Source organism: Chryseobacterium vrystaatense (assembly GCF_000737765.1).
Taxonomy (GTDB): Bacteria; Bacteroidota; Bacteroidia; order Flavobacteriales; family Weeksellaceae; genus Chryseobacterium; species Chryseobacterium vrystaatense.
This window is the reverse complement of the sequence record NZ_JPRI01000010.1, coordinates 15,538-37,989: the sequence shown is the minus strand read 5'-3', so window position 1 is coordinate 37,989 and position 22,452 is coordinate 15,538. Positions and strand designations below refer to the sequence as shown.

22 protein-coding genes, 1 tRNA gene and 1 pseudogene are annotated in these 22,452 nt (G+C 36.8%); 13 read left to right on the top strand and 11 right to left on the bottom strand.

Annotation, left to right across the window (positions count from 1 at the left end; translation table 11 throughout):
* The 3 genes from IW16_RS20390 to IW16_RS20380 form a co-directional block, all read right to left on the bottom strand.
* Entirely contained in the window at window positions 1–2,013 is a 2,013-nt protein-coding gene (locus IW16_RS20390; RefSeq protein WP_034748977.1) for a glycosyl hydrolase family 95 catalytic domain-containing protein, read from the bottom strand.
* 403 nt (window positions 2,014–2,416) lie between these two features.
* The gene (locus IW16_RS20385; protein WP_034748973.1) at window positions 2,417–2,830 is read right to left on the bottom strand and encodes a thiol-disulfide oxidoreductase DCC family protein; all 414 of its coding nucleotides are present in this window, start codon (window positions 2,828–2,830) and stop codon (window positions 2,417–2,419) included.
* A gap of 10 nt (window positions 2,831–2,840) precedes the next feature.
* The gene (locus IW16_RS20380) at window positions 2,841–3,302 is read right to left on the bottom strand and encodes a heme-binding domain-containing protein (protein ID WP_034748971.1); all 462 of its coding nucleotides are present in this window, start codon (window positions 3,300–3,302) and stop codon (window positions 2,841–2,843) included.
* Window positions 3,303–3,636: 334 nt separating this feature from the next.
* Here IW16_RS20380 and katG point away from each other — a divergent pair, with 334 nt between their 5' ends.
* Window positions 3,637–5,916, top strand: coding sequence for a catalase/peroxidase HPI (gene katG / locus IW16_RS20375; protein WP_034748967.1), 2,280 nt, complete (start codon window positions 3,637–3,639; stop codon window positions 5,914–5,916).
* Between the two features lie 264 nt (window positions 5,917–6,180).
* On the opposite strand, the gene IW16_RS20370 is transcribed toward katG, so the two are convergent.
* Both IW16_RS20370 and IW16_RS20365 read right to left on the bottom strand, forming a co-directional pair.
* Window positions 6,181–6,378, bottom strand: a complete 198-nt coding sequence (locus IW16_RS20370; RefSeq protein ID WP_034748964.1) for a bacteriocin-like protein — start codon at window positions 6,376–6,378, stop codon at window positions 6,181–6,183.
* A 401-nt stretch (window positions 6,379–6,779) separates the two neighbouring features.
* Window positions 6,780–6,850 (bottom strand) — tRNA-Gln (locus IW16_RS20365).
* Between the two features lie 255 nt (window positions 6,851–7,105).
* On the opposite strand from IW16_RS20365, the gene der reads away from it, so the two are divergent.
* Both der and upp read left to right on the top strand, forming a co-directional pair.
* Window positions 7,106–8,416: a ribosome biogenesis GTPase Der gene (der, locus tag IW16_RS20360; RefSeq protein WP_034748961.1), complete on the top strand. Its 1,311-nt coding sequence runs from the start codon at window positions 7,106–7,108 to the stop codon at window positions 8,414–8,416.
* An 82-nt stretch (window positions 8,417–8,498) separates the two neighbouring features.
* Window positions 8,499–9,152 (top strand): uracil phosphoribosyltransferase, encoded by a 654-nt coding sequence (gene upp, locus IW16_RS20355; protein ID WP_034748956.1) that lies wholly within the window; start codon window positions 8,499–8,501, stop codon window positions 9,150–9,152.
* A gap of 3 nt (window positions 9,153–9,155) precedes the next feature.
* Here the strand turns inward: upp and IW16_RS20350 are convergent, their stop codons facing one another.
* The 3 genes from IW16_RS20350 to IW16_RS20340 form a co-directional block, all read right to left on the bottom strand.
* On the bottom strand, window positions 9,156–9,845 hold the full coding sequence (locus IW16_RS20350; protein WP_034748953.1) for an alpha/beta fold hydrolase: 690 nt from the start codon (window positions 9,843–9,845) through the stop codon (window positions 9,156–9,158).
* Between the two features lie 115 nt (window positions 9,846–9,960).
* Window positions 9,961–10,614 carry a ComF family protein gene (locus tag IW16_RS20345; RefSeq protein WP_034748950.1) on the bottom strand — a complete coding sequence of 218 codons (654 nt, stop codon included), beginning with the start codon at window positions 10,612–10,614 and terminating at the stop codon, window positions 9,961–9,963.
* Window positions 10,615–10,702: 88 nt separating this feature from the next.
* Window positions 10,703–12,187, bottom strand: a complete 1,485-nt coding sequence (locus tag IW16_RS20340) for a helix-turn-helix domain-containing protein (RefSeq protein WP_083536264.1) — start codon at window positions 12,185–12,187, stop codon at window positions 10,703–10,705.
* Window positions 12,188–12,312: 125 nt separating this feature from the next.
* On the opposite strand from IW16_RS20340, the gene aceB reads away from it, so the two are divergent.
* The 10 genes from aceB (at window position 12,313) to IW16_RS20290 (ending at window position 21,082) form a co-directional block, all read left to right on the top strand.
* Complete coding sequence (aceB, locus tag IW16_RS20335) at window positions 12,313–13,890, top strand: malate synthase A (RefSeq protein ID WP_034748944.1); 1,578 nt, start codon at window positions 12,313–12,315, stop codon at window positions 13,888–13,890.
* Window positions 13,891–14,015: 125 nt separating this feature from the next.
* Window positions 14,016–15,296: an isocitrate lyase gene (aceA, locus tag IW16_RS20330; RefSeq protein WP_034748943.1), complete on the top strand. Its 1,281-nt coding sequence runs from the start codon at window positions 14,016–14,018 to the stop codon at window positions 15,294–15,296.
* Between the two features lie 127 nt (window positions 15,297–15,423).
* On the top strand, window positions 15,424–15,810 hold the full coding sequence (locus IW16_RS20325; RefSeq protein WP_034749703.1) for an acyl-CoA thioesterase: 387 nt from the start codon (window positions 15,424–15,426) through the stop codon (window positions 15,808–15,810).
* A 262-nt stretch (window positions 15,811–16,072) separates the two neighbouring features.
* Entirely contained in the window at window positions 16,073–16,312 is a 240-nt protein-coding gene (locus tag IW16_RS20320; protein WP_034748941.1) for a hypothetical protein, read from the top strand.
* 28 nt (window positions 16,313–16,340) lie between these two features.
* Window positions 16,341–16,931: a hypothetical protein gene (locus IW16_RS20315; RefSeq protein ID WP_034748939.1), complete on the top strand. Its 591-nt coding sequence runs from the start codon at window positions 16,341–16,343 to the stop codon at window positions 16,929–16,931.
* Window positions 16,932–17,551: 620 nt separating this feature from the next.
* The gene (gene queD / locus IW16_RS20310) at window positions 17,552–17,998 is read left to right on the top strand and encodes a 6-carboxytetrahydropterin synthase QueD (RefSeq protein ID WP_034731429.1); all 447 of its coding nucleotides are present in this window, start codon (window positions 17,552–17,554) and stop codon (window positions 17,996–17,998) included.
* A gap of 27 nt (window positions 17,999–18,025) precedes the next feature.
* Window positions 18,026–18,817: a UDP-2,3-diacylglucosamine diphosphatase gene (locus IW16_RS20305; RefSeq protein ID WP_083536265.1), complete on the top strand. Its 792-nt coding sequence runs from the start codon at window positions 18,026–18,028 to the stop codon at window positions 18,815–18,817.
* A gap of 182 nt (window positions 18,818–18,999) precedes the next feature.
* Entirely contained in the window at window positions 19,000–19,983 is a 984-nt protein-coding gene (locus IW16_RS20300; RefSeq protein ID WP_034748936.1) for a LuxE/PaaK family acyltransferase, read from the top strand.
* A 33-nt stretch (window positions 19,984–20,016) separates the two neighbouring features.
* Window positions 20,017–20,514: a hypothetical protein gene (locus IW16_RS20295; RefSeq protein WP_034748934.1), complete on the top strand. Its 498-nt coding sequence runs from the start codon at window positions 20,017–20,019 to the stop codon at window positions 20,512–20,514.
* 22 nt (window positions 20,515–20,536) lie between these two features.
* A complete protein-coding gene (locus IW16_RS20290) occupies window positions 20,537–21,082 on the top strand; it encodes a hypothetical protein (protein WP_034748931.1) in 546 nt (181 codons plus the stop codon).
* A gap of 41 nt (window positions 21,083–21,123) precedes the next feature.
* Here IW16_RS20290 and IW16_RS20285 read toward each other — a convergent pair whose 3' ends face one another.
* From IW16_RS20285 to IW16_RS20275, 3 genes and pseudogenes are all read right to left on the bottom strand, one after another.
* On the bottom strand, window positions 21,124–21,558 hold the full coding sequence (locus IW16_RS20285; protein ID WP_034748928.1) for a helix-turn-helix domain-containing protein: 435 nt from the start codon (window positions 21,556–21,558) through the stop codon (window positions 21,124–21,126).
* Between the two features lie 126 nt (window positions 21,559–21,684).
* Window positions 21,685–21,996: pseudogene (locus tag IW16_RS20280) on the bottom strand (aquaporin); the annotation flags it as partial.
* Window positions 21,997–22,011: 15 nt separating this feature from the next.
* Entirely contained in the window at window positions 22,012–22,437 is a 426-nt protein-coding gene (locus IW16_RS20275) for a helix-turn-helix domain-containing protein (protein ID WP_034748925.1), read from the bottom strand.
* Window positions 22,438–22,452: the final 15 nt, after the last annotated feature.

The window sequence follows — 22,452 nt, the reverse complement described above, 5'->3', positions numbered from 1 at the left end:
TTATTTTTTTATTTCAATTGTTTTTTCATCGGTTCCAATTCCCTTAATTTTTAAGGATTTCCATTTTTTTGGAAGGACGCCTTTGTTATATTTTATTCCGTGATCCGTTATTTCCACTCCACCAAACCCATAAATAACGGCCTGAAGCATTGCTCCCGCTCCCGTGGTAAAATAGGGATTATTGCTCTTTGCAGATTCTGAGAAAACACCAAAAGGAGGTCTGGAATTAGGGATATAGGACTTTAAGAAATATTCATAAGCCTTTTCCGGGTCACCCATTCTTGCGTAAAGGACAGAAAGAATACCAGGTCCCATTGCAGGTCCGTCATTCTTGTCCATTTTCTTTGAATAGTACTCGAGATCTTTTCTTATTTGTTTTTGATCCGTAATAATATGTAAGGGATAGGAAAGCAGATTTACATCAGCTTGTTTGATGGGTTGCCCTTTATACCCTTTATAATTTTGAGTAACCCCATTTTCATGGTGGATCAAAAGTTTTTCGGACACTTCTTTCCAGGATGGGTTTATCTGTTCACCCAACAGTTCAGCAGCCTTTACTGTATTTCTGAGTGTTTCTATTGCGGAACCATTAGTAAAGGCATTATCATCAATGTGTTGTGCATATTCATCGGCACCTACCACATTATTTATGGAAAAAGAACCATCACTGTTTTTCGTGACTCTGCTTATCCAGAAATCTGCAGTTTCCTTCATGACAGGATAATTTTCTTTCAGCCAATTTCTGTTTTGTGTTACGGTATAATAGTTCCAGAATGCAATTGGGATATCAGAACTGATATGTTGTTCAAAAATTCCTGTCAGCGCCCAGGTTGGGGTTGCTTCTTCTCCAGTGTCATCAGATTCCCAGGGATACATAGCTCCTTTGTAGCCATAAATGTAGGCCTTCTGTTTAGCTTTGTCAAGCCGGTCGGTTCGGTAGTCCAGACATGATTTTGCCATTTCAGGCTGCATAGCGAGGAGGACTGGGTACATCCACAATTCGGTGTCCCAGAAAATATGCCCGTTATATCCTTGTGCCGACAGCCCCATAGGGGGGATACTTAATCTGGAGCCGGGTCTCACGGAGGAATATAAATTGTATAGTGCAAATCTTACTCGTTGTTGGGCATCAAGGTCACCTTCTATTTCTATATCTCCGGAATTCCAGATGGAAGCCCAAGCTTTCTTATGACGGTCGAGCATAGAGTCTATTCCTTCCTGTAAAGCGAATATGGGTTGTCTTTCGGATTCGTTTACAGGATCACTGACTTCTTTAGATGTACAGATTCCACCGGCAATAGCAAACCTGTATTTAATGCCTTTTTTGAGTTTTGTTGAAAAACCTAATTCTTCATTAATGTATTGAAGTTGTTCTTTGGGGCCATCAAAGAGAAATGTTGTGGAAGCAGCGACTTTATATTTGCCATTCAGTGTGTGGGTAACCGCTCCAAAAACAGGCATCAGATACTCGTTGTCTTTTAAGACTCTGTAATTTTTTTTTACATTTTTAAGTTCATTGGGGATGCTCATATAATTGAATGCTGAGATATCGATGTCTTTTTTGGGAATGATCTCAACAACAGCCATCGCGGAGTATGGGTTTGCTCTGTTGGCCAAAATACTATAATTAACATCTGCAAGATCCTTAAAGGAAAATGAAGTTGTTGAAATACCTTCCTTCATAGCAATTGTTTGGCTCCAGTCAGAAATGTTATTTCCGGTAATTTCCTGATGATTGATTTTAATCCTTAGGTTTAGAAATTCAATCCCTTTTACGATTCTGCTGATACCGTTTTCGGGGGAAGCTTCATAGACTCCATTCAGGATAATTTCTTTTGTCCTCAATGGAGTGTCATCTGTTACGATACCCAATTGACCATTGGCCATCGCCACACCATTGTAATGGTCTCTTGATGTGGCGAAAAGATTCCATTCGTCGGATTTCTTCAGCTGGCTTGAATACATAACAGTACTCAGGAGAATCGGGAGTGACACTTTTTTAGTAAAATTCATTTGTGTTAAAATTTTACTGCCAAATATATCTCCTCTGCTGTTAAATATTCAAATTATTAATTAAATAATCTGCTAGTGTTTGTTTATTTTTTATTTATGTATTAAATTTTACATTTATATTTTGTTTTTAATGTAATATGTTTAATGTAGTTCTGGTTTTGTAGAAATTTAAATGCAGGAGCTTATATCAATAAAAATGATTTTACTGATCTGGCAGATGTGAATTAATTTCTCGTATATCTATATAAAGATGAAAAAGAAATAAGATAGATTTTAAAATGAAAAATTATATTTGTCAATAGAACCAAATTGACTAATAGTAAGAGGTGATTTAGATTTTTTTAATTAACAGCTCTTTTTTACCAAAAAAGATGGCTGGCCGTATCTGAAAGTAAAAATAAACTTAAACTTCAATGAATTTTTTCTTTTGTTGCTGGTCAGGAAGAAAGCATTTTTGATTGGCCAGTTTCATTCTGTTTCTCGAAACGAGATCATAAACCTGATCACTTAAAAACACAGGCAGTATTTTTCCTGCAGCCAACAGTTTATAAACTCCCCCAAGAACATTGGCGATTTTAAGTACAGCACGTGATTTTACAAAGTAATACTGTCCGGGTTTCCAGAGATAAAGAGTATTGAATATTTTAGTCTCCAAACCTCTTTCAGATAAAAATTTCTGCCCAAAATCAGACTGGAGAGACGCAAACATAAATCGGTCATGTTGATCCCGTTCGAGAATCCACTGAATCCAAAAATTACAGACGCCACAGTCGCCGTCAAAAAAAACGATGTGTTGATCTTCCCAGTTCTCCTGCATGATATTGATTTTAGAATAACATTTTCCTTTCGGTATCTTCTTTTACTTTTTTGAAATACTTGACCAATTCCTTACGCTGTTCAGCTGTAAGTTTGGCATCCTGGTGTCCTACATAGTAAGACTCCAGAGGCATTTCCTCTTTCTCGATCATTTCTATACATTCTTCCATTTTATGAGCCTGCTGCTTGGGTTCATATACAGCAAAGGTAGAGAAATTAAGATGCTTTCGGCCTTCATCTATATGATTTTTAACAAACCATGAAGCCGGTGAAATACTCGCATACCACGGATATTGAGTTTCGTTGGAATGACAGTCGTAGCAGGAAGTGCTGATGATCTTGGCAATCGGCTCCGGTGTATTTTTGATCTTTAGAAAATCCATACCGGGAGTAGGTGGAGGATTGGTTTTGTCAATGGGAAAAAACTGTATGATGATAAAGGCTACAAGCAGGATAATTACTATTTTTTTCATATCAATTGTATACTTGGGAAATATAAAAATAATCAAATTTTATTAAATCAAATGAATTGATTATCAAATTATAAACTGTTCATTTGAATCATTCTAAATATAAGCATTTGTCTTTGCTGTTTACACATCTGTGCTGAAATTTTTATTAACTTAATTGCATTATTGTGCCAATTATTCCTATGCAGTCAAAGATAATGTAAAATATAATTTATTATAGTTTTTGGCTATTATTTGTATTAGTATTAATAGATTGTATTTATAAAATAAGCTTTGTAGATTTGTCAGGTCTTTAAGAATAAACTGTATTAATCAACATAAAAAATATTAAACGACAATGGAAAATGATTTAAACGACATCAGTAAATGCCCGTTCCACAATGGAACAATGAAAAAAGAAGCCGTAGCCGGAGGTGGAACGAAAAATCTGGACTGGTGGCCCGAGCAGCTGAGAGTAGATATTCTGCGTCAGCATTCGTCGCTTTCAGATCCTATGGATAAGGACTTTGATTATGCGGAAGCATTTAAAAGTCTTGATCTGGAAGCTGTAAAAAGAGATCTTCATGCTTTAATGACAGATTCTCAGGACTGGTGGCCGGCAGACTTTGGTCATTACGGTCCTCTGTTTATCCGTATGGCATGGCATAGTGCCGGAACATACCGTGTAGGTGATGGAAGAGGTGGAGCAGGAGCTGGACAACAGCGTTTTGCGCCGTTGAACAGCTGGCCGGATAATGTGAGTTTAGACAAAGCGAGAAGATTATTGTGGCCTGTCAAACAAAAATATGGAAAGAATATCTCCTGGGCAGATCTGCTGATCCTTACCGGGAATATTGCTTTGGAATCAATGGGCTTTAAAACATTTGGTTTTGCAGGAGGGCGTGAAGATGTGTGGGAGCCGGATATGGACATTTATTGGGGTTCCGAAAAAACATGGCTTGGAGGCGATTTGCGTTATGCTCACGGTTCAGAAGGAGTAGCTGAGAAACATGGCGTACTTCCTACTGATGACGATGCAGACGGTGATATTCATTCCAGAAACCTTGAGAAACCTCTTGCTGCCGTTCAGATGGGACTTATTTACGTAAACCCTGAAGGCCCGGATGGAAATCCTGATCCCATTGCTGCGGCAAAAGATATCCGTGATACTTTTGGGCGTATGGCGATGAATGATGAAGAAACGGTAGCCTTGATTGCCGGTGGACATACTTTCGGAAAAACACATGGTGCCGGACCTGCCGATAATGTAGGAAAAGAACCGGAAGCTGCAGGAATTGAACTTCAGGGGTTAGGATGGAAAAGCAGTTATAAGTCTGGAAAAGGAACAGATGCTATTTCCAGCGGTCTGGAAGTAACCTGGACTGAAACTCCAACGGAGTGGAGCAATTATTTCTTTAAGAATTTATTTGAAAACGAATGGGAACTTACTAAAAGCCCTGCCGGAGCTCACCAATGGGTGGCAAAAGATGGTGCAGAAATTATTCCTGACGCATTTGACCTCAATAAAAAACACAAGCCTACCATGCTTACCACGGACCTTTCATTAAGACTGGATCCTGCGTATGAAAAGATATCAAGACATTTCTACGAAAACCCGGGTGCATTTGCCGATGCTTTCTCAAGAGCCTGGTTTAAATTAACTCATAGAGATATGGGACCTAAAGCAAGATATCTTGGACCGGATGTGCCGCAGGAAGAACTGATCTGGCAGGATCCGATTCCTGAAGTAAATCATGAATTGATTAACGATGCAGATACTGATGTTTTAAAAGAAAGAATATTGAATTCCGGACTTACTGTTTCAGAACTGGTATCTACAGCCTGGGCTTCTGCTTCAACATTTAGAGGAAGTGATAAACGCGGAGGTGCGAATGGAGCAAGAGTAAGACTGGCCCCACAGAAAGATTGGGCAGTTAATAATCCGGCGCAGTTACAGAAAGTTCTGGAGATATTGGAAAAGATTCAGAATGAATTTAACGCATCCCAAGGAGGAGGTAAGAAAATATCATTGGCAGACCTTATTGTTTTAGGAGGAAGTGCAGCAGTAGAAAAGGCTGCAAAAGATGCAGGACATGATGTTAAAGTTCCGTTTGCTCCCGGAAGAATGGATGCTTCACAGCAACAGACAGATGTAGAATCCATGGGATATCTTGAGTCTGCAGCAGATGGATTCCGTAATTACACGAAAAAGAAATTCTCTGTATCTACAGAATCTTTATTGATAGATAAAGCACAGCTTTTAAGTCTTACTGCTCCGGAACTTACCGTACTGGTAGGAGGAATGCGTGCATTGGATACCAATGCAGACGGATCAAAGCATGGGGTATTTACCAATCGTCCCGGAGTACTGACCAACGATTTTTTTGTCAACCTTCTTGATATGGGAACACAATGGAAATCAATAGCTGAAGATAACGAATTGTATATGGGTACTGACCGGTCAACAGGTCAGCCAAAATGGACGGCTACCCGTGCAGATCTTGTCTTCGGTTCCAATTCAGAGTTGAGAGCAATTGCTGAAGTTTATGGAAGCGCTGACGGGCACGAGAAATTGGTGAAAGACTTTGTTAAAGCCTGGACAAAAGTGATGAATTCTGACAGGTTCGACCTGAAATAATCATTGGTTTTACACCCTTTATGATAAAGACAGCTTTTCGGCTGTCTTTTTTATTAATCAATATATGTAAGTTTTAGTCTAGATTGAGGTTATGTTTCAAATAGTACATTAGATTTGGCCGAAAGCCTGATCTAAGGATTAAGTTTACCACATAAAGGAACTTACTTTACACAATTAGATGTGGAAGATGGAATGTGATTATTTTCAATAAAAAAAATGACCGTTTTGCGAGAAAACAGCCATTTTAATTATTTTTTTTTAAACCTATAAAACATACCAACGTCCGCATTGATTATGGCACGTATAGAAATCATCAGGGTTATTTGTTGAAGCTGCCTGAAGGCAAGCTGCCTGAGTTTTATAATAAGGCTGACCTGAACCCCAATACGCTGCACATTCTTGTGTAATTCCTCCTTTGACAGACTTTAGATTTTCTCTTGAAATTTTTTTTAAATTTTTCATAGTAATTTTGGATTAATTTTTTTCATGATTTATCCGTTTTTCGGATATTTCTTTCATTTAACTAATATAAAAAATTTATACTAACGCAGATAAAAAAATATTTCAGAACTTAATTTTTTTTAGGATAAGATTTATATATGCTTTATGCTGCATTTTTAGATATTCTTTTTGGAGTATAAATCTCTTTTCCAGATTCCCTCAATCTGATCAACCTCACTTTTAAGTGTAAATTGTTCAGAAAGAATAGATTTGGAATTCCTATAAAAAGTGGGCATATCCTATACAGATATTATACGCTTATATCCTGTTGAAGCTAATATAAAGAAATGAATTATAAAATGACAGGGCGTGATTAGAAAATAAAAAAACCATTTGAAAATCAAATGGTTTAAAATAAATTGTAGACCCACAGGGATTCGAACCCCAACTGATGGTACCAAAAACCAGAGTGCTACCGTTACACCATGGGTCTGTTTTATTTTAGTGGCGCGAAATTATAAAAAATATTTGATGGAAAAAAATATTTTTTTGAGATCATTGACAAAAAAAGTAGTGTTTATCTATAATTGTATGATTTTTAATCGAATAGGTAATGTATTTATTTACTGAAAAATAATTTCAAAGGCGTTGTTTTTTAACAGCTAAATAATAAAATCTTATCTTTGCAAAAAATTGGGCTCCAAAAGTTGGAGATACCCATTAATAATTTCATTTATTAAACATTTTTATGTCAAATATTGTCGCAATCGTTGGGCGTCCCAACGTAGGAAAATCAACACTTTTTAACCGTTTACTAGAAAGAAGGGAAGCCATCGTAGATTCTACAGCTGGTGTGACCAGAGACCGTCATCACGGTAAATCGGACTGGAATGGTGTAGATTTTACAGTTATAGATACCGGCGGATATGATGTAGGAACGGATGATATTTTTGAAGAAGAGATCCGTAAGCAGGTTCAGTTGGCAGTAGATGAAGCTACGTCTATCATTTTTATGATGAATGTGGCAGAAGGCCTTACTGATACCGATTATGAGATCTACCGTCTTTTAAGAAGATCAAACAAACCCATCTACATTGTTATCAATAAAGTGGATTCTTCAAAAGAAGAACTTGCCGCTACAGAATTCTATCAGTTAGGAATTGATAAATATTACACCCTTTCTTCGGCTACAGGTTCCGGAACAGGAGAGATCTTAGATGATATTGTTAGAGATTTTCCAACAACAGAATATAAGGATCCATTTGAAGGTCTGCCTAAAATCACTATTGCAGGACGTCCAAACGTAGGGAAGTCTACTTTGACCAATGCTCTGCTTGATGTAGAAAGAAATATCGTAACCGATATCGCAGGTACGACAAGAGACAGTATTCAGACTCTGTACAATAAATTCGGATATGAATTTGTATTGGTTGACACTGCCGGAATGAGAAGGAAATCTAAAGTGAATGAAGACCTGGAATTCTATTCGGTAATGAGATCGATCCGTTCCATTGAATTTTCTGATGTAGTCATCATTATGGTAGATGCTACATTGGGATGGGAATCTCAGGATATGAATATTTTCGGATTAGCACAGAAAAATAGAAAAGGAATTGTGATCGTAGTGAACAAGTGGGATCTTGTAGAAGATAAGAAGACCAACACTATGCGTGATTTCGAGAAAGTGATTAAAGATAAAATCGGACAGTTCAGTGATATTCCTATTTTATTTATTTCAGCTTTAACGAAGCAGAGAATTTTAAAAGCTGTGGAAGTAGCTATGGAAGTTTTCGAAGCTCGTAAAATGAAGATCAAAACTTCAAAATTAAACGAAGTGATGCTTCCTATTTTTGAGCAGACTCCTCCACCAGCGAACAAAGGAAAATATATTAAAATTAAGTACTGTGTACAGCTTCCAACGCCGTCACCACAGTTTGTATTTTTCTGTAACCTGCCTCAGTATGTAAAAGAACCTTATAAAAGATTTACTGAAAACCAATTGAGAAAGCAATTCGGGTTTACCGGAGTTCCTATTGAAGTGTATTTCAGACAGAAATAAAAATAATCCCTTTTAGATTTTTCTAAGAGGGATTTTATTCATGTTAAATTTAATATTTTAAATAAAAAGTTTTTTCAGAATAATGAATACAATTGTATTGTCAAAACAACATTCTCTAATAAACTCCTGGATTAATGAGCTTAGGAATGTAGACATCCAGCATGACAGAATGAGATTCCGCAGAAATATGGAACGGATAGGTGAAATTGCAGCTTTTGAGATCAGTAAAGGATTGGAATATAAAGAAGTTGAAATTCAAACCCCTTTAGATAAGATCAAAGTTCAGGAAATTGCAGTTCAACCTGTAATTACAACCATTTTAAGAGCTGGAGTGCCTTTGTTTGAGGGAATATTAAGTTATCTTGACAGAGCAGACTGTGGTTTCGTCGCTGCTTACAGAAAGCATGATGCCAATGATTATTTCTCTATCAAACAGGATTATCTTACCTGTCCGAATATTGAAGGAAGACCTCTAATTGTCGCTGATCCAATGCTGGCAACAGGTGCTTCATTAATTGAAGCGATCAAAGACCTTCTGACTAACGGAACCCCGACACAGCTGCATATTGTAGCGGCAATCGCTTCAAGACAGGGTGTGGAAACCATCGAGAAGGCTTATCCTGATGCGAAAATTTGGGTAGGAGCCATCGATGAAGGACTAACTTCAAAAGGGTACATTACACCAGGACTTGGAGATGCCGGAGATCTTAGCTACGGTGAAAAACTACAACGATAAATATTAAGAGAGATTCCAGAAATCTTTCATAAGATCAAATAACAAATTTGGCCGTACTTTTTCCATAGGATGCTTGGTGTCCGGAAGTATGGCCAATTTTGCATTAGGAATACTTCGGTAAGCCCCTATACTTTCCTCTATACTTACCATATTGTCTTTGTCTCCGGTCATGATCTGCACGGGAATGGTGATGGCCCAAAGGCTGTTTTCATTCAAGGGTGGATTTTTTCCCAGCGAAATCATCATCTCTGCAATAGCAGGAAGGAGCTGTTTCCATGTTGCCCCGTGTTGGTTTTCCAGCTGTTCAGCATATTTCGGAACTTTCAAAAGAATCGCTTCAGGCTCAAGCATTTTACTTTCCTTTAAAGCCTGTTCCTCATTCCAGTCAAATTTTGTCCCGAGAGTCATAATCGAATGAATTCTTTCCGGATATCTTAAGGCACAGCAAAGTGCTGCATATCCTCCCATACTATGTCCAAAAATACAGACATCTTCTAATTTTTCTTTTTCCAGATAATCTTTTACTTCCTCGGTGTATTTTTCGATACTAATGCCGTTTTGATGAAGTTCAGTATTTCCATGTCCGGAAAATAAAAGACTGTGAATTTTGAAGTGCTTTGAAAGCTCATTTTCATAAGGTTTAAAAATATCGCTGTGCCCTAATGCACCATGCAATAACAGAAGATTTTTCATGATCGAAAGTTTAGCGGAAAATTAGTAAAAAGAATTGGAAGGAGAAAGAAGGTAGCATTGGAGTTAGGATGATCATGAGGCTGAATCCGTATCTCAAAACAGTCAAATTTCAGCATTACAGATCTGCTGCCATCACTAAGATACTCACTTTGTTATCTCCGGCATTCAAAATTTCCCACGCAATTGATGATGCGGTATTTCCCGTGGTGAAAACATCGTCAATTAAAAGAACGTGTTTTCCGGAGACCGGTTTCGAAAGAGAAAAAGGATTCACAGTTCCCAATCGGTGTTCCTTATCTTTTAATGCCTGTGCTTTTGAATAGTGGTTTCTCTGAACAAGTTCATGATCGAATGGGATATCATAAAATCTGGATAAAGTTTCTGTAAACAGATGCAGCTGGTTGTAACCTCTTTCCCTTTGTTTTTTAGGGTGAAGTGGGACAGGTGCTAAAAGGTCGGGCTTCTGATCACTGAATATTAGTCTTTCTGAGGTCCATTCTGCAATAGTTCTTCCTGCATTTTCTCTGCTTTTATATTTCAGTTCATGGATGACTTTTCTGCTTAAACCATCCTGCTCAAATTTCATGAGGGCGTAGGTATTTTCAACGGGGAAGAGAAGTCTGCATTTTTCTTTGATGATATTTTCACCGAAATAATCGAAGTGAGTAAAATGAATATGTTCAAAACATAAGCTGCAGACTAAAAGCTTGGCATCTATAATTCTACTGCAGTGAATACAGCGGTTGGGAAAAAATAAATCTAATATCATAATGTGTGTTTTTTAAGAGGTTAGAAGATAGAAGATAGAAGTTAGAAAGGGTTGATGTTTATAATTTTAAAACAAGTAAAAAACAACATCAATTGTCAACTAACAATTGCTTCCTGACCTTCTCGATAGCATTTTTCATACTGAGGTTAAAATGTTCTTTTTCCAGTCGTACCGGTGGTGCCTGTCGCACTTCGCAGTCTGCAATACTGCAGGATTCACAGGTGACGCCTACATTAATTGTTTTTAAGGTCGGGGATTTTATAAAACCGATTTTTTTTATGGTTTGGGTGTTCAGTAAAATTCCCAGACAGTAACTTCTGTTGCTCCCATCAGAAAAAGGATTTTTCTGTGACGTTGAAATTACCAGATAACTTACGCCCTGATCCTTGTAATGGGAAATCTGCGCATCAGTGAGGGTTTCATTTTCCTTTAAATGATGCAGATTTTTAACGGCAATCCATCGTCGGCAGTAATGCTCATTCATAGCATTGGCATGAGGCGCCTGTTGGTGGTTGAGGTGAAGTTCCTTTAAGATCTGGATTTTGTCTGAATTCTTTTTCTTGACCAGGCACAGATAGAAAAGGTCCTTTATGCCTAATTCCGAAGAAAGCAGGTTGGTAAGTCGGTAATAAAACGTTTCGGGAGAATCTGTAAAACTTTCGATCAGTGCTTCAAAACTTTTTGGTTCCCATGCATGCTCAAGAAGAAACTCGGAGGTTTTCTCAAGAGTCTGTTCCTTGGGGATCAGTAATGCACCTGCAAAATAGGAAGCATAAAAATTATTAAGAATTTCTTCAAAACTTCCAAAATCCAACCAGGAATAGGTATTCGGGCGAATCTTTAACTCCAAAACATTAAAACCTATTTCTTTGGCCAGAATAAATGTTCGCTGATCTTTTTCAAGTTTTTGGTTTAAAAGCAAAAGCTTTTGCTCAGGAATAAACAGAGAACGCAGATGATCAAGAGTTCCAAATTGCTCAAAATCTTCAGATTTTATAGTATAATGAAATTTTTCAGCAAGAATGGTTTCTAAAACCGAAGCTCTTAAATCTTTGTTGATATCCAATCCATTTTCTTTAATAAATGCTATTGTTTTCTGTTCGATTTCCGGGAAATAATTGTCATAAAGTTCCTGAAAGGAACGGAGTACGGCGAAATAAAACCGCTCTTTCCCCAGATTGTAATTTTGGGAGATTTCAATCAGTGCATTAATAAAAGCAGTTACTTTTTTCGGGGCATCACTGATGATACTGATCAGGTTGTTTTTACTGATACCAAAAAGATCCAGAGGAACTTCCTTAAAAAAATCCGATTGCAGAATTTCATTAAAAGGAGCCAGACTTTTATCCAGTTTGGTAGAAACCAGTTCGTCAAAAGTACAGCTCAGAGATTCCGAAAGCTGGATGATCTTATCATGCTTTGGATATTTTTTTCCGTTTTCAATTTCATTGAGGTAAGATTTAGACAAACCCGTCTTTACCGCAAGATCCTGCAGAGACCAGTTTTTCTTTTGTCTCAGCTGTTTTAGCTTAAGTCCGAAAACCGTTTTGATAAAATCACTTTCTGAATTCATACTCAAATATAAATAAATGACTGCAATTATCTGCATAATAAATTTTAAAAATATTTAGCGAACGTTCGCTGGTTGTGAATATTTTTATTTATGTTTGTAATATCAAATCACAAAATCAACAGGTTATGGAAACCAAAACTCAGTTTAAAATAAAAGCTCAGAAGCAGTTTGAAGAGGTTTTTACACCGGAACTGACCGATTTTCTGGTAGCTCTTCATCAGAACTTTAATCAAACCAGACTTAAGCTTCTGGAAGAAAGAAAAAAAATGCAGACGTTTTTTGATCAGGGAATTCTTCCGGAATTTTTGCCTGAAACTGAAGAGTTGAGAAATGGAAATTGGATCTGTGCATCACTTCCTGCTGATCTTTTGGATAGAAGAGTGGAAATTACAGGACCCGTAGATCGGAAAATGATTATTAATGCTCTTAATTCTGATGCATCCACGTTTATGGCTGATTTTGAAGATAGCAGTTCGCCCACCTGGGAAAATTGTATTCAGGGACAGGTTAATCTTGCAGATGCTGTAAGACGGAATGTAGATTTCACAGCAGAAAATGGAAAATCTTATCAGCTTATTGAAACAACAGCCGTTCTTCAGGTACGGCCCAGAGGGTTGCATCTCCCTGAAAAACATATCGAGATCAATGGTGAAGAAAGTTCAGGCTCGCTTACCGATTTTGGAATTTACTTTTTTAATAATGCAGAACTACTGCTGAAAAATGGGAGCGGTCCTTATTTTTATCTTCCAAAACTGGAACATTATAAAGAAGCACGATGGTGGAATGATGTTTTTGATTTTGCTCAAAGTTATCTGGGAATTCCTTCAGGAACAATAAAAGCTACTGTATTAATCGAAACCATTACTGCATCATTTCAGATTGATGAAATTTTATTTGAATTAAAAGAACACAGTGCCGGATTGAACTGCGGACGCTGGGATTATATTTTCTCCTACATCAAAAAATTCAGAAACCTTCCCGGATTTATGGTGCCGGACAGAGATCAGGTGACCATGGCATCACCCTTTATGAGTGCTTATTCAAAAAGAGTGATTGAGATCTGTCATAAAAGAAACGTTCATGCGATTGGAGGAATGGCCGCACAAATTCCCGTAAAGAATGATGATGAAGCCAATAAAGCAGCTTTTGAAAAAGTAAAAAAAGACAAAGAACGCGAAGTGAAAAACGGTCACGATGGAACTTGGGTAGCCCATCCTGCTTTAGTGCCTGTCGCAAAAGAAATTTTCGACCAATATATGCCAACAGAAAACCAGATCGATAAAAAATTTGAATACCATATCAAAGAATCAGATCTGTTGGAAGTTCCACCAGGTGACATCACAGAAAAAGGAGTGAGGAAAAATATCAACGTTGGTATTTTATATCTGGAAAGCTGGCTGATGGGAACCGGTGCCGCAGCTATTTACAATCTGATGGAAGATGCCGCTACCGCTGAAATTTCAAGAACCCAATTGTGGCAGTGGCTTAAAAATGATGCCCGTCTAAACAACGGTCAGGCATTGACCCGTGAGATAATTCTCCAGTGGGAAGCCGAAGAATTAGATCACATCGAAAAATATGTTGGAGAGCAGCGTTTCAAAAATGGAAAATTTAATCTTGCTAAAGAACTTTTCAACGAACTGATATTCTCTGAGAAATTCGAAGAATTCCTGACCTTGAAAGCGTATCCGTTTATTGAGTAAGAGCAATTGAGAATTAAAAATTAAAAGTGAAGAATTAAGAGTTTTGGTATCATTCTAAAAGCGTTTCAACTCTAATACTCTCTAACTTTCAAACCCCCAACAATCTAACAATAAATCCAAATATTATGAAAACATTACAGGAACAAATCCAGACTCTGGAACAGGACTGGCTGAATAATCCCCGCTGGACCGGAGTAAAAAGAACCTATACCGCTGCAGAAGTATTGAAACTTCGGGGCTCATATACAATCGATTACACCATTGCGACAGAGATGTCGAAAAAATTCTGGGATAAACTAAACAGCCAGGATTATGTAGCGGGGCTGGGTGCTCTGACAGGTAATCAGGCTGTTCAGGAAGTGGATGCAGGACTTGAAGCAATCTATCTTTCGGGATGGCAGGTTGCAGCTGATGCGAATCTTTCAGGAGAAATGTATCCTGACCAGTCATTGTATCCGGCCAACTCAGTACCTTCTGTAGTGAAAAAGATCAACAACGCTTTGTTAAGAGCAGACCAGATCCAGTCGGTAAGTGGAAGCGGAGATAAAGAATATCTTGTGCCGATCATTGCAGATGCTGAAGCAGGATTTGGTGGAAACCTGAATGCTTTCGAACTGATGAAACAGATGATTGAAGCGGGAGCAGCTGCTGTACATTTTGAAGATCAGCTTTCATCGGCAAAAAAATGTGGGCATCTTGGAGGTAAGGTTTTAGTTCCAACACAGGAAGCTATTAATAAGCTGGTAGCAGCCCGTTTGGCTGCAGATGTATTGGGAGTGCCCAGTATTATAATTGCAAGAACAGACGCAGATGCAGCAGATCTTTTGACTTCGGATATTGATGAAAGAGACAGAAGGTTTGTGACAGGAGAAAGAACTTCCGAAGGATTTTACGTTGTACATAATGGAGTAGAGCAGGGCATAGACCGTGGACTTTCTTATGCACCTTATGCAGACCTGATCTGGATGGAGACTTCTAATCCTGATTTGGAACAGGCTAGAAAATTTGCAGAAGGTATTCATGCCCAGTTTCCGGGAAAAATGCTTGCTTATAACTGTTCGCCATCATTCAACTGGGCAGCAAGATTAAGCGTGGAAGAAATGGCTAATTTCCGTGAAGAACTTGCGAAAATGGGCTATAAATTCCAGTTTATAACACTGGCTGGTTTCCATGCATTGAATACCGCGATGTTTGAACTTGCTCTAGCTTATAAAGAAAGAGGAATGGCAGGATATTCCGAACTTCAGGAGCGTGAGTTTGCTCTTCAGCAGAAAGGATTCAGAGCGGTAAAACACCAATCGTTTGTAGGAACAGGTTATTTTGACGAGGTTCAGAATGTCGTGACTAATGGTTCTTCTGCAACAGTTGCTATGAAAGACTCCACAGAAACAGCGCAGTTTCACTGATCATTTTCCATATTTAAATAAAATTTTCAAAGGTGAACCTTCTCAGTTTTGGGAAGGTTTTTTGATCATCATTGAGATTGGAAATTTAAAGTTCATATATTTGATTATTAATGAAGAAGCAACAATAATGAGTTTAATTTTTGAAAAACAAATAAAGGTAACAGAAGAGCATATCGACAAGAATAATCATGTCAATAATGTGCAGTATGTACATTGGGTGGAAGAAATTGCCGGTGAACATTGGGATTCTTTAAAGCATAAAACGGAATTTGCAGAATTGGCATGGATCCTTGTTGATCACCATATTCAATACAAAAAGCAGGTGTATCTCAATGATGTCATAACCGTTAAAACTTATCCTAAAGTTCCGGAAGGAATAAAACAGCCCAGGAAAGTTGAGTTCTATTGCCATGATCAACTTGTTGTGGATTCGGATACCCTTTGGGTGTTGGTAGATTTAAAAACCCAAAAGATGAAAAGGCTGGAAGGTGACTGGCTGGATAAGCTTGAATAACTGCTGTTTTTAATATACAGTTGGGCGTTGATAATGTGAGTTTACAATTTATGTAGATACTGCTCATTATTTTTTCATTCTGTTTATTTGCATTATTTGGTAAGTATCGGTTTAAAGAAAGACATAAAATCTGTTTCAAGATCTTTGGCTAAAGAAATAGAACCGTAAACGTTAATGTGGGTACGGTTATAATACATCAGTGTATCCTTGTAAAAGGGTGCGTTTTCAAATACTTTGCTTATAAGAAGTTTGAGACCAAAATATGTTAAACGTTGGTGGTAGCCTTTTTAATGAAAATATGAAAAAAATAAAATTAGAATATAACCTCTGTGTATTTTTATTTGCTTATTTAAATCAAGCAAGTTTATCATTACACAGAGCTGGATGGACAGGCATTAGAGAATTGAAAAGTTTTTATTCAAATCAGGTAAACCCTAAAGAAGTAGTGAATTTTTTAATATTAAATGCTGAGGTAAACTTCCCTGTTTTTCAGACCAATTAAAATTATTAAATTTAGTTTGTTAAACATTATGAAAAAATACACTTTAATATTTCTACTGATTATCTTGCTTTCTTGTTCAAAAAAAGAGAATCTAGGAGATGATACTGTTGCGTTAGAGTATAAATATGATTTTAATGAAAAAAAATACTTTTTAATATTTTCAAATAATACAAATGAAGATTTAACAATTTTAATACCTACTCAATTGGCATTTGTTTTATACAATAACTCTAACGAAAAAGCATTGTTGAATATTTCGAAAAATGTGGATAGGGTAATTTATTGTGATATCAATAATTATCCTCCAACCAAATCTGCTGCAATTTTGAAAAAAAGTTATTTTAGCTATTTTCATAATAATAACTCAGAATTTGAGTTTACAACAATTGATTTACAAATGAAACAGAAAAAAGAAGTTCAATATTCTATTTCAATGAATGGGAAAAGAAATTTTGAGTATGAAAATGTCTATAAACAAGAAATTCCTAAAATGAGAGATTTATTAAATCAAAAACCTTTTTTGGGGGTTATCAATCAGTATTTAGAATTTGATGAACATGACTATAAATTATATTTGGATAATTTTGATGTTAAAGACAGTTTGATTATTAAATTTTAACGATAGAGTTCCTAGCACTTCGCTATAACCTAAATATATCACAAAGTTGGTATTGCTCCCAGAGCTAATCCAGGAAGCTTAATTGAAGTATCTTTTATTCCTACAAAGAAAATTTAAATCAAATTTCAAAGAGGCTATCTCAAAAGTAAGGCATCCACTTTTTATTATACCAAAAACCACTTCAATAACAAAAAAGCCACCGCAAACACGGTGGCTTTTCAAAAAAATCAAAACTAAATAATTGCAGATTAAGATTATTATCAAATTCCTTCTGCGGAATACTGAATACCAAATTTAAAATAGTAGCATAGGGGTGATAAATTTTTTTTAGGAATTCCTCTTTAAGCCTATATTCAAAAGATGGATGATCAAGGAAAAATTTTCGTGATTTGACAACAGTTGAAAATGTTTTAGAAATAATAAAAATCACATTTTATAAGCATTTATTATTAGCAAATGACAAAACAAAATAAGAGCAGGATTTTTTTTCTGCTCTTTTTTATTTTAAATTTGAACATTATTTTATGGTTTTCTGGTGATTGATACAAATTTTGACGGAATTGAATTTATAATAAATTTAATATTATGAAAACCAGTTATTTAAGAATAATACATTGAGTATGATACGTATTACAAAAATTTTCACATTTGAAACAGCCCACGTGCTGTACAACTACGATGGGAAATGTAAAAATATGCACGGGCATTCCTATAAACTGTTTGTTACGGTAAAAGGAAAAGTGATTAATGATTTGGAGAATTCCAAAAATGGAATGGTAGTAGATTTCGGAGATATAAAAAGTATCGTAAAATCTGAAATTGTGGATCTTTGGGATCATGCAGTCCTCGTGAACGCCTTATCTCCCCATAAAGAACTGGGTGAAGATCTGGAAAATAAAGGACATAAAGTGATCTACTGCAGCTTTCAGCCTACGTGTGAAAATATGCTGTATGCTATTGCTGCGAAAATAAAATCAAAACTTCCGGCTGAGGTTTCTCTTGCCTATCTTAAACTTCACGAAACAGAAAACTCTTATGGAGAGTGGTTTGCAGAAGATAATAAGTAACAGTATTTACCATAAAAATTCAGACTGGTGTTAAAAACAATCATTAATTTAGAACCTGGAAAAAAAGTATATTTCGCTTCAGACCAGCATTTTGGCGCTCCTACACCTAAGGAAAGCAAAGTGCGTGAAGAGAAATTTATCCGCTGGATGGACGAGATTAAAGAAGATGCTCAGGTTTTGTTTTTAATGGGGGATCTTTTTGATTTCTGGCACGAATGGAAGCATGTGATTCCTAAAGGATACGTGCGTGTTCTGGGGAAAATAGCCGAGCTGAAAGATCGGGGAATCCATATCTATTTTTTTGTGGGGAATCATGACCTGTGGATGAAAGACTATCTTGAAGAAGAAATCGGATGTACCGTTTTTTATCAGAAACAGTATTTTGAGATGGGTGGAAAACAGTTTCTGCTCGCTCATGGAGATGGGCTGGGGCCAGGTGATAAAGGATACAAAAGAATGAAAAAGCTGTTCACCAATCCTGTGGCACAATGGTTTTTCAAATGGCTGCATCCGGATATTGCGATGAAAGTTGCCTTGTACCTTTCACAGAAAAATAAGATGATTTCAGGAGACGAAGATAAAGCCTTTTTGGGTGAAGATAAAGAATTCCTCATCATCTATTCGAAAGAAAAACTGAAGAGCCAGAATATCGATTACTTCATCTACGGTCATCGCCATCTTCCTATGGTATTGACGCTTGAGCAGAAGGCAGAATACATTAATCTGGGCGACTGGATTTCTTATTTCACTTATGGAGTTTTTGAGAAGGATTTCGAACTGAAAACTTTTGCAGACGGAACACAAAAAAATTACCCCTGAGAGAGAGGTAATTTTCGAATGAACCGAAGCCCACTCTTGTTTTTAATCCATATTCCGAATTAATAATTGCAAGAAGTTTACCAAAGTATAATTCTTCGGTTAAAAAATATAAAAAAAATAAAATCCATCATGCAATTCATTAATTATGAGTGGATAAGTGACTGGAAAATACTTTTAAAAAAGTGGAAAATATATTCAGCATAAAGACAGAACAGGATTTTCTGAAGGCTTCATTGGCAGCCTTCCATTACCAGTATGAAAATGTAGAGATCTATAGAAAATTTGTAGATTTTCTGAAAATAAATCCTGCCGATATCGATAGCCTGCCGAAGATTCCTTTCCTGCCGATTGAAATGTTCAAGAACCATCAGATTCTGGACAAAAATGCTTCTGCTGATCTGTTTTTTCAGAGTTCCGGAACCACACAGATGAATCTTTCAAAGCATTTCATTGCAGATCCTGCTCTGTATGAAGCAAGTATTTACAAAAGTTTTGAACAGTTTATAGGCAAGCCGGAAGATTTTATTTTCCTTGGACTGCTTCCGAGCTATCTGGAGAAACAGAATTCTTCCCTGATCTATATGGTAGATTATCTGATGAAGAAATCTGGAAAGCCTGAGAACGGATATTTTCTTTACAATCATTCCGAACTGTTTGAGCTTTTAAACAGCCTGAAAGATAAAAAAGTGATTCTTTTCGGAGTATCTTTTGCTTTGCTGGATTTCCTTGATTCCATGGAATCTCTTGATTTCTCTGTTTCTGAATCTCAAAATCTCACGGTGATTGAAACCGGAGGAATGAAAGGAAGAAAAGAAGAAATGACCAAAGATGAACTTCTGAAAATTCTGCAGGATGGTTTCAAAACAGATAAAATCTACTCAGAATATTCCATGACAGAATTGCTGTCACAAGCTTATTCACTGGGGAATAACGAATATCAATGTCCAAACTGGATGAGAATATTAATACGGAACGCAGAAGATCCTTTTTCCTATGAACCGGAAGGAAGAACAGGCGCGGTTAATATTATCGATCTTGCGAATATCCACTCATGCTGTTTTATAGCAACACAGGATCTGGGCAAAAATCTGTCAGGAGACAAATTTCAGGTGCTGGGAAGAATAGATCATTCCGATATCCGCGGATGCAGTCTATTGGTTTCCTGACGCTCAGAATTAAACAAATAACAACCTCTTATTATGGGCCATATAAAAAGTTTTTTCCTGTTTTTAATGCTGATAGGATTCACTTGTTTATCCGCACAAAAAAATACAGAAAAAGATATCTGGTCCGGAACCTATGCGCTGAACACAGTGTATAAGGGGATTTCCACAACGGTAGATACTTTGGTTATTTCCAGAATCGAGGATGCCAAATCCAGAGAAAATCAGGCTAAGGAAAAATCAAATGCAGTCCGCTGGTCTATGATTTCAAAAAGAGATGGAGGGAAAGATAAGGTCAATGTTGAACAGTTTTTATTTGATGCCGAAAATGATAAAGATGCTTATAAAGAATTTGGTTGGACAGATCTTCATAAGGCAGGAAAAATGAACTGTATTGACGGCGGAAATTTCTTTATCTGCCAGACCCTGCCTAATACAACTGTGGCATTCGGTATAGAAGAAAACTACCTGACGAAAACAGGAATTTTTGGAATATGGCTGCACTACGGTATCGTTGAACTTCAAAAAAAATGATCTCATATAAATTGTAACAGCAATGCTGAAGATAGAAGAACTTGTTCATGCTTATATCCATTCTCACTGCGATTTCGAAAAAGAAATTGTACTGACAAATTATTTCCAGGCCGACTGGGAGGCAGATATCCTGTTCATAGATGCTGAAGGTTTCAGTCATGAAATTGAGATCAAACTGTCGAAAAGTGACTTTAAAAACGATTTCAAAAAATCATACCTTAATAAACAGACCGGAGAAAAATTTCTGAAACACGATAAGATTTCCTGTGGTGATTATATCTGCAATACTTTCAGTTTTCTGCTTCCAATGGGGATGATAGAGCATAGTGTAATTCCTGAGCATTGCGGGATTATTGAATTTTATCATAATGCAGATACTTGGGAAACAGAGTTCTACCTCATACGGAGCCCTAAAAAAGTACACGAAGATTCTTACTGGAAACTGAATGACAAGGATCTTTTTATCCGAAAAATGGCACTGAATTTACTCCAGCGCAAAATGGAAATCAAAGGAAAACATGAAGAACTGATCTTCAAAAATCCTTTTGATATCAGGAAAATAAAATAGTCTAAGCAATAAATTAGACTTAGAAGGTGTCTGTGATTGAATTATTTCTTTTCCAGAAGCTTCTCCAGTCTCTCCATCATTTCGTCCTTTTCTTTCAGCATTCTTTCGTACAGCACAATTTTTTCATCGTACAATTCAACTACTTTATCAATAGGATTAAACGTTGGATAATAATTATATAATGAATTACCTGAAGCGTTGTCATTATTATTGATTGTATTAGCAATAATATTCACCGTCTGCTCTTCATCAAGATTTTCAATGGCTTCTAAAGGAATTTTCAAAATTTTAGCTACTTGCTTTACGATATCGGATTCTACCGATTCTTTCTGCTCCAGGAGAGATACTTTTTTCTGGTTCCATTCTTCCCCCAGCTCAAAAGCCATGGCTTCCTGTTTGATGCCCATCATTTCACGGAAACGTTTGATATTTCTACCCTGATGTATCTTTTTATTCTGCATATCTGTGTCGCTCATAGTAACAAATATAAAATTTTAAAATTGAAAATAAAACCTTCCTCTGGAATAAATTATTCCGAATCAGAATAGAATAAAAAAGAGGCTGCCAATGGGCAGCCTCAGTATGTTAATCTTTGATTGATGTTAATCGGCAACGACTTCCGTTGAATCTCTCTGAAGCAAAAACTTGTAGATCAATCCTCCTGTGACTCCTCCTAAAATAGGCGCTGCCCAGAACAGCCAAAGCTGCGACATGGCAAGTCCACCGGCAAATACAGCCTGTGAAAGGGATCTTGCAGGGTTTACCGAAGTATTCGTGATAGGAATAGAAATAAGGTGAATCAATGTTAAAGCCAAACCGATAGCGATGCCGGCAAATTTTCCGTTAGCCCATTTGTCCGTTGCTCCCAAAATGACAATCAGGAAGAAGGCTGTCAGTAAAAATTCTGTAAAAAAATGTCTGGGATTGAATTATTTCTTTTCGAAAAGGTTTTCCAGTCTCGCCATCATCTCTTCTTTTTCTTTCAACATCCTTTCATACAGCATAATTTTCTCTTCGTGAAGTTGGATTAGCTTTTCCACTGGGAAAAATGTTGGATTGTATTGTATAACGGCACTCTGATCATGATTGTTAATTGTGCTGGCAATAACATTCACAGCCTGCTCTTCATCAAAATTTTCGATCGCTTCTGCAGGAACTTTTAAAATTCTGGCAACCAGTTTTACGATATCTGATTCTACAGTTTCTTTCTGTTCAAGAAGCGAAACTTTCTTTTGGTTCCACTCTTCCCCCAGCTCAAAAGCCATGGCTTCCTGTTTGATGCCCATCATTTCACGGAAACGTTTGATATTTCTACCCTGATGTATCTTTTTATTTTGCATATCTGTGTCGCTCATAGTAACAAATATAAA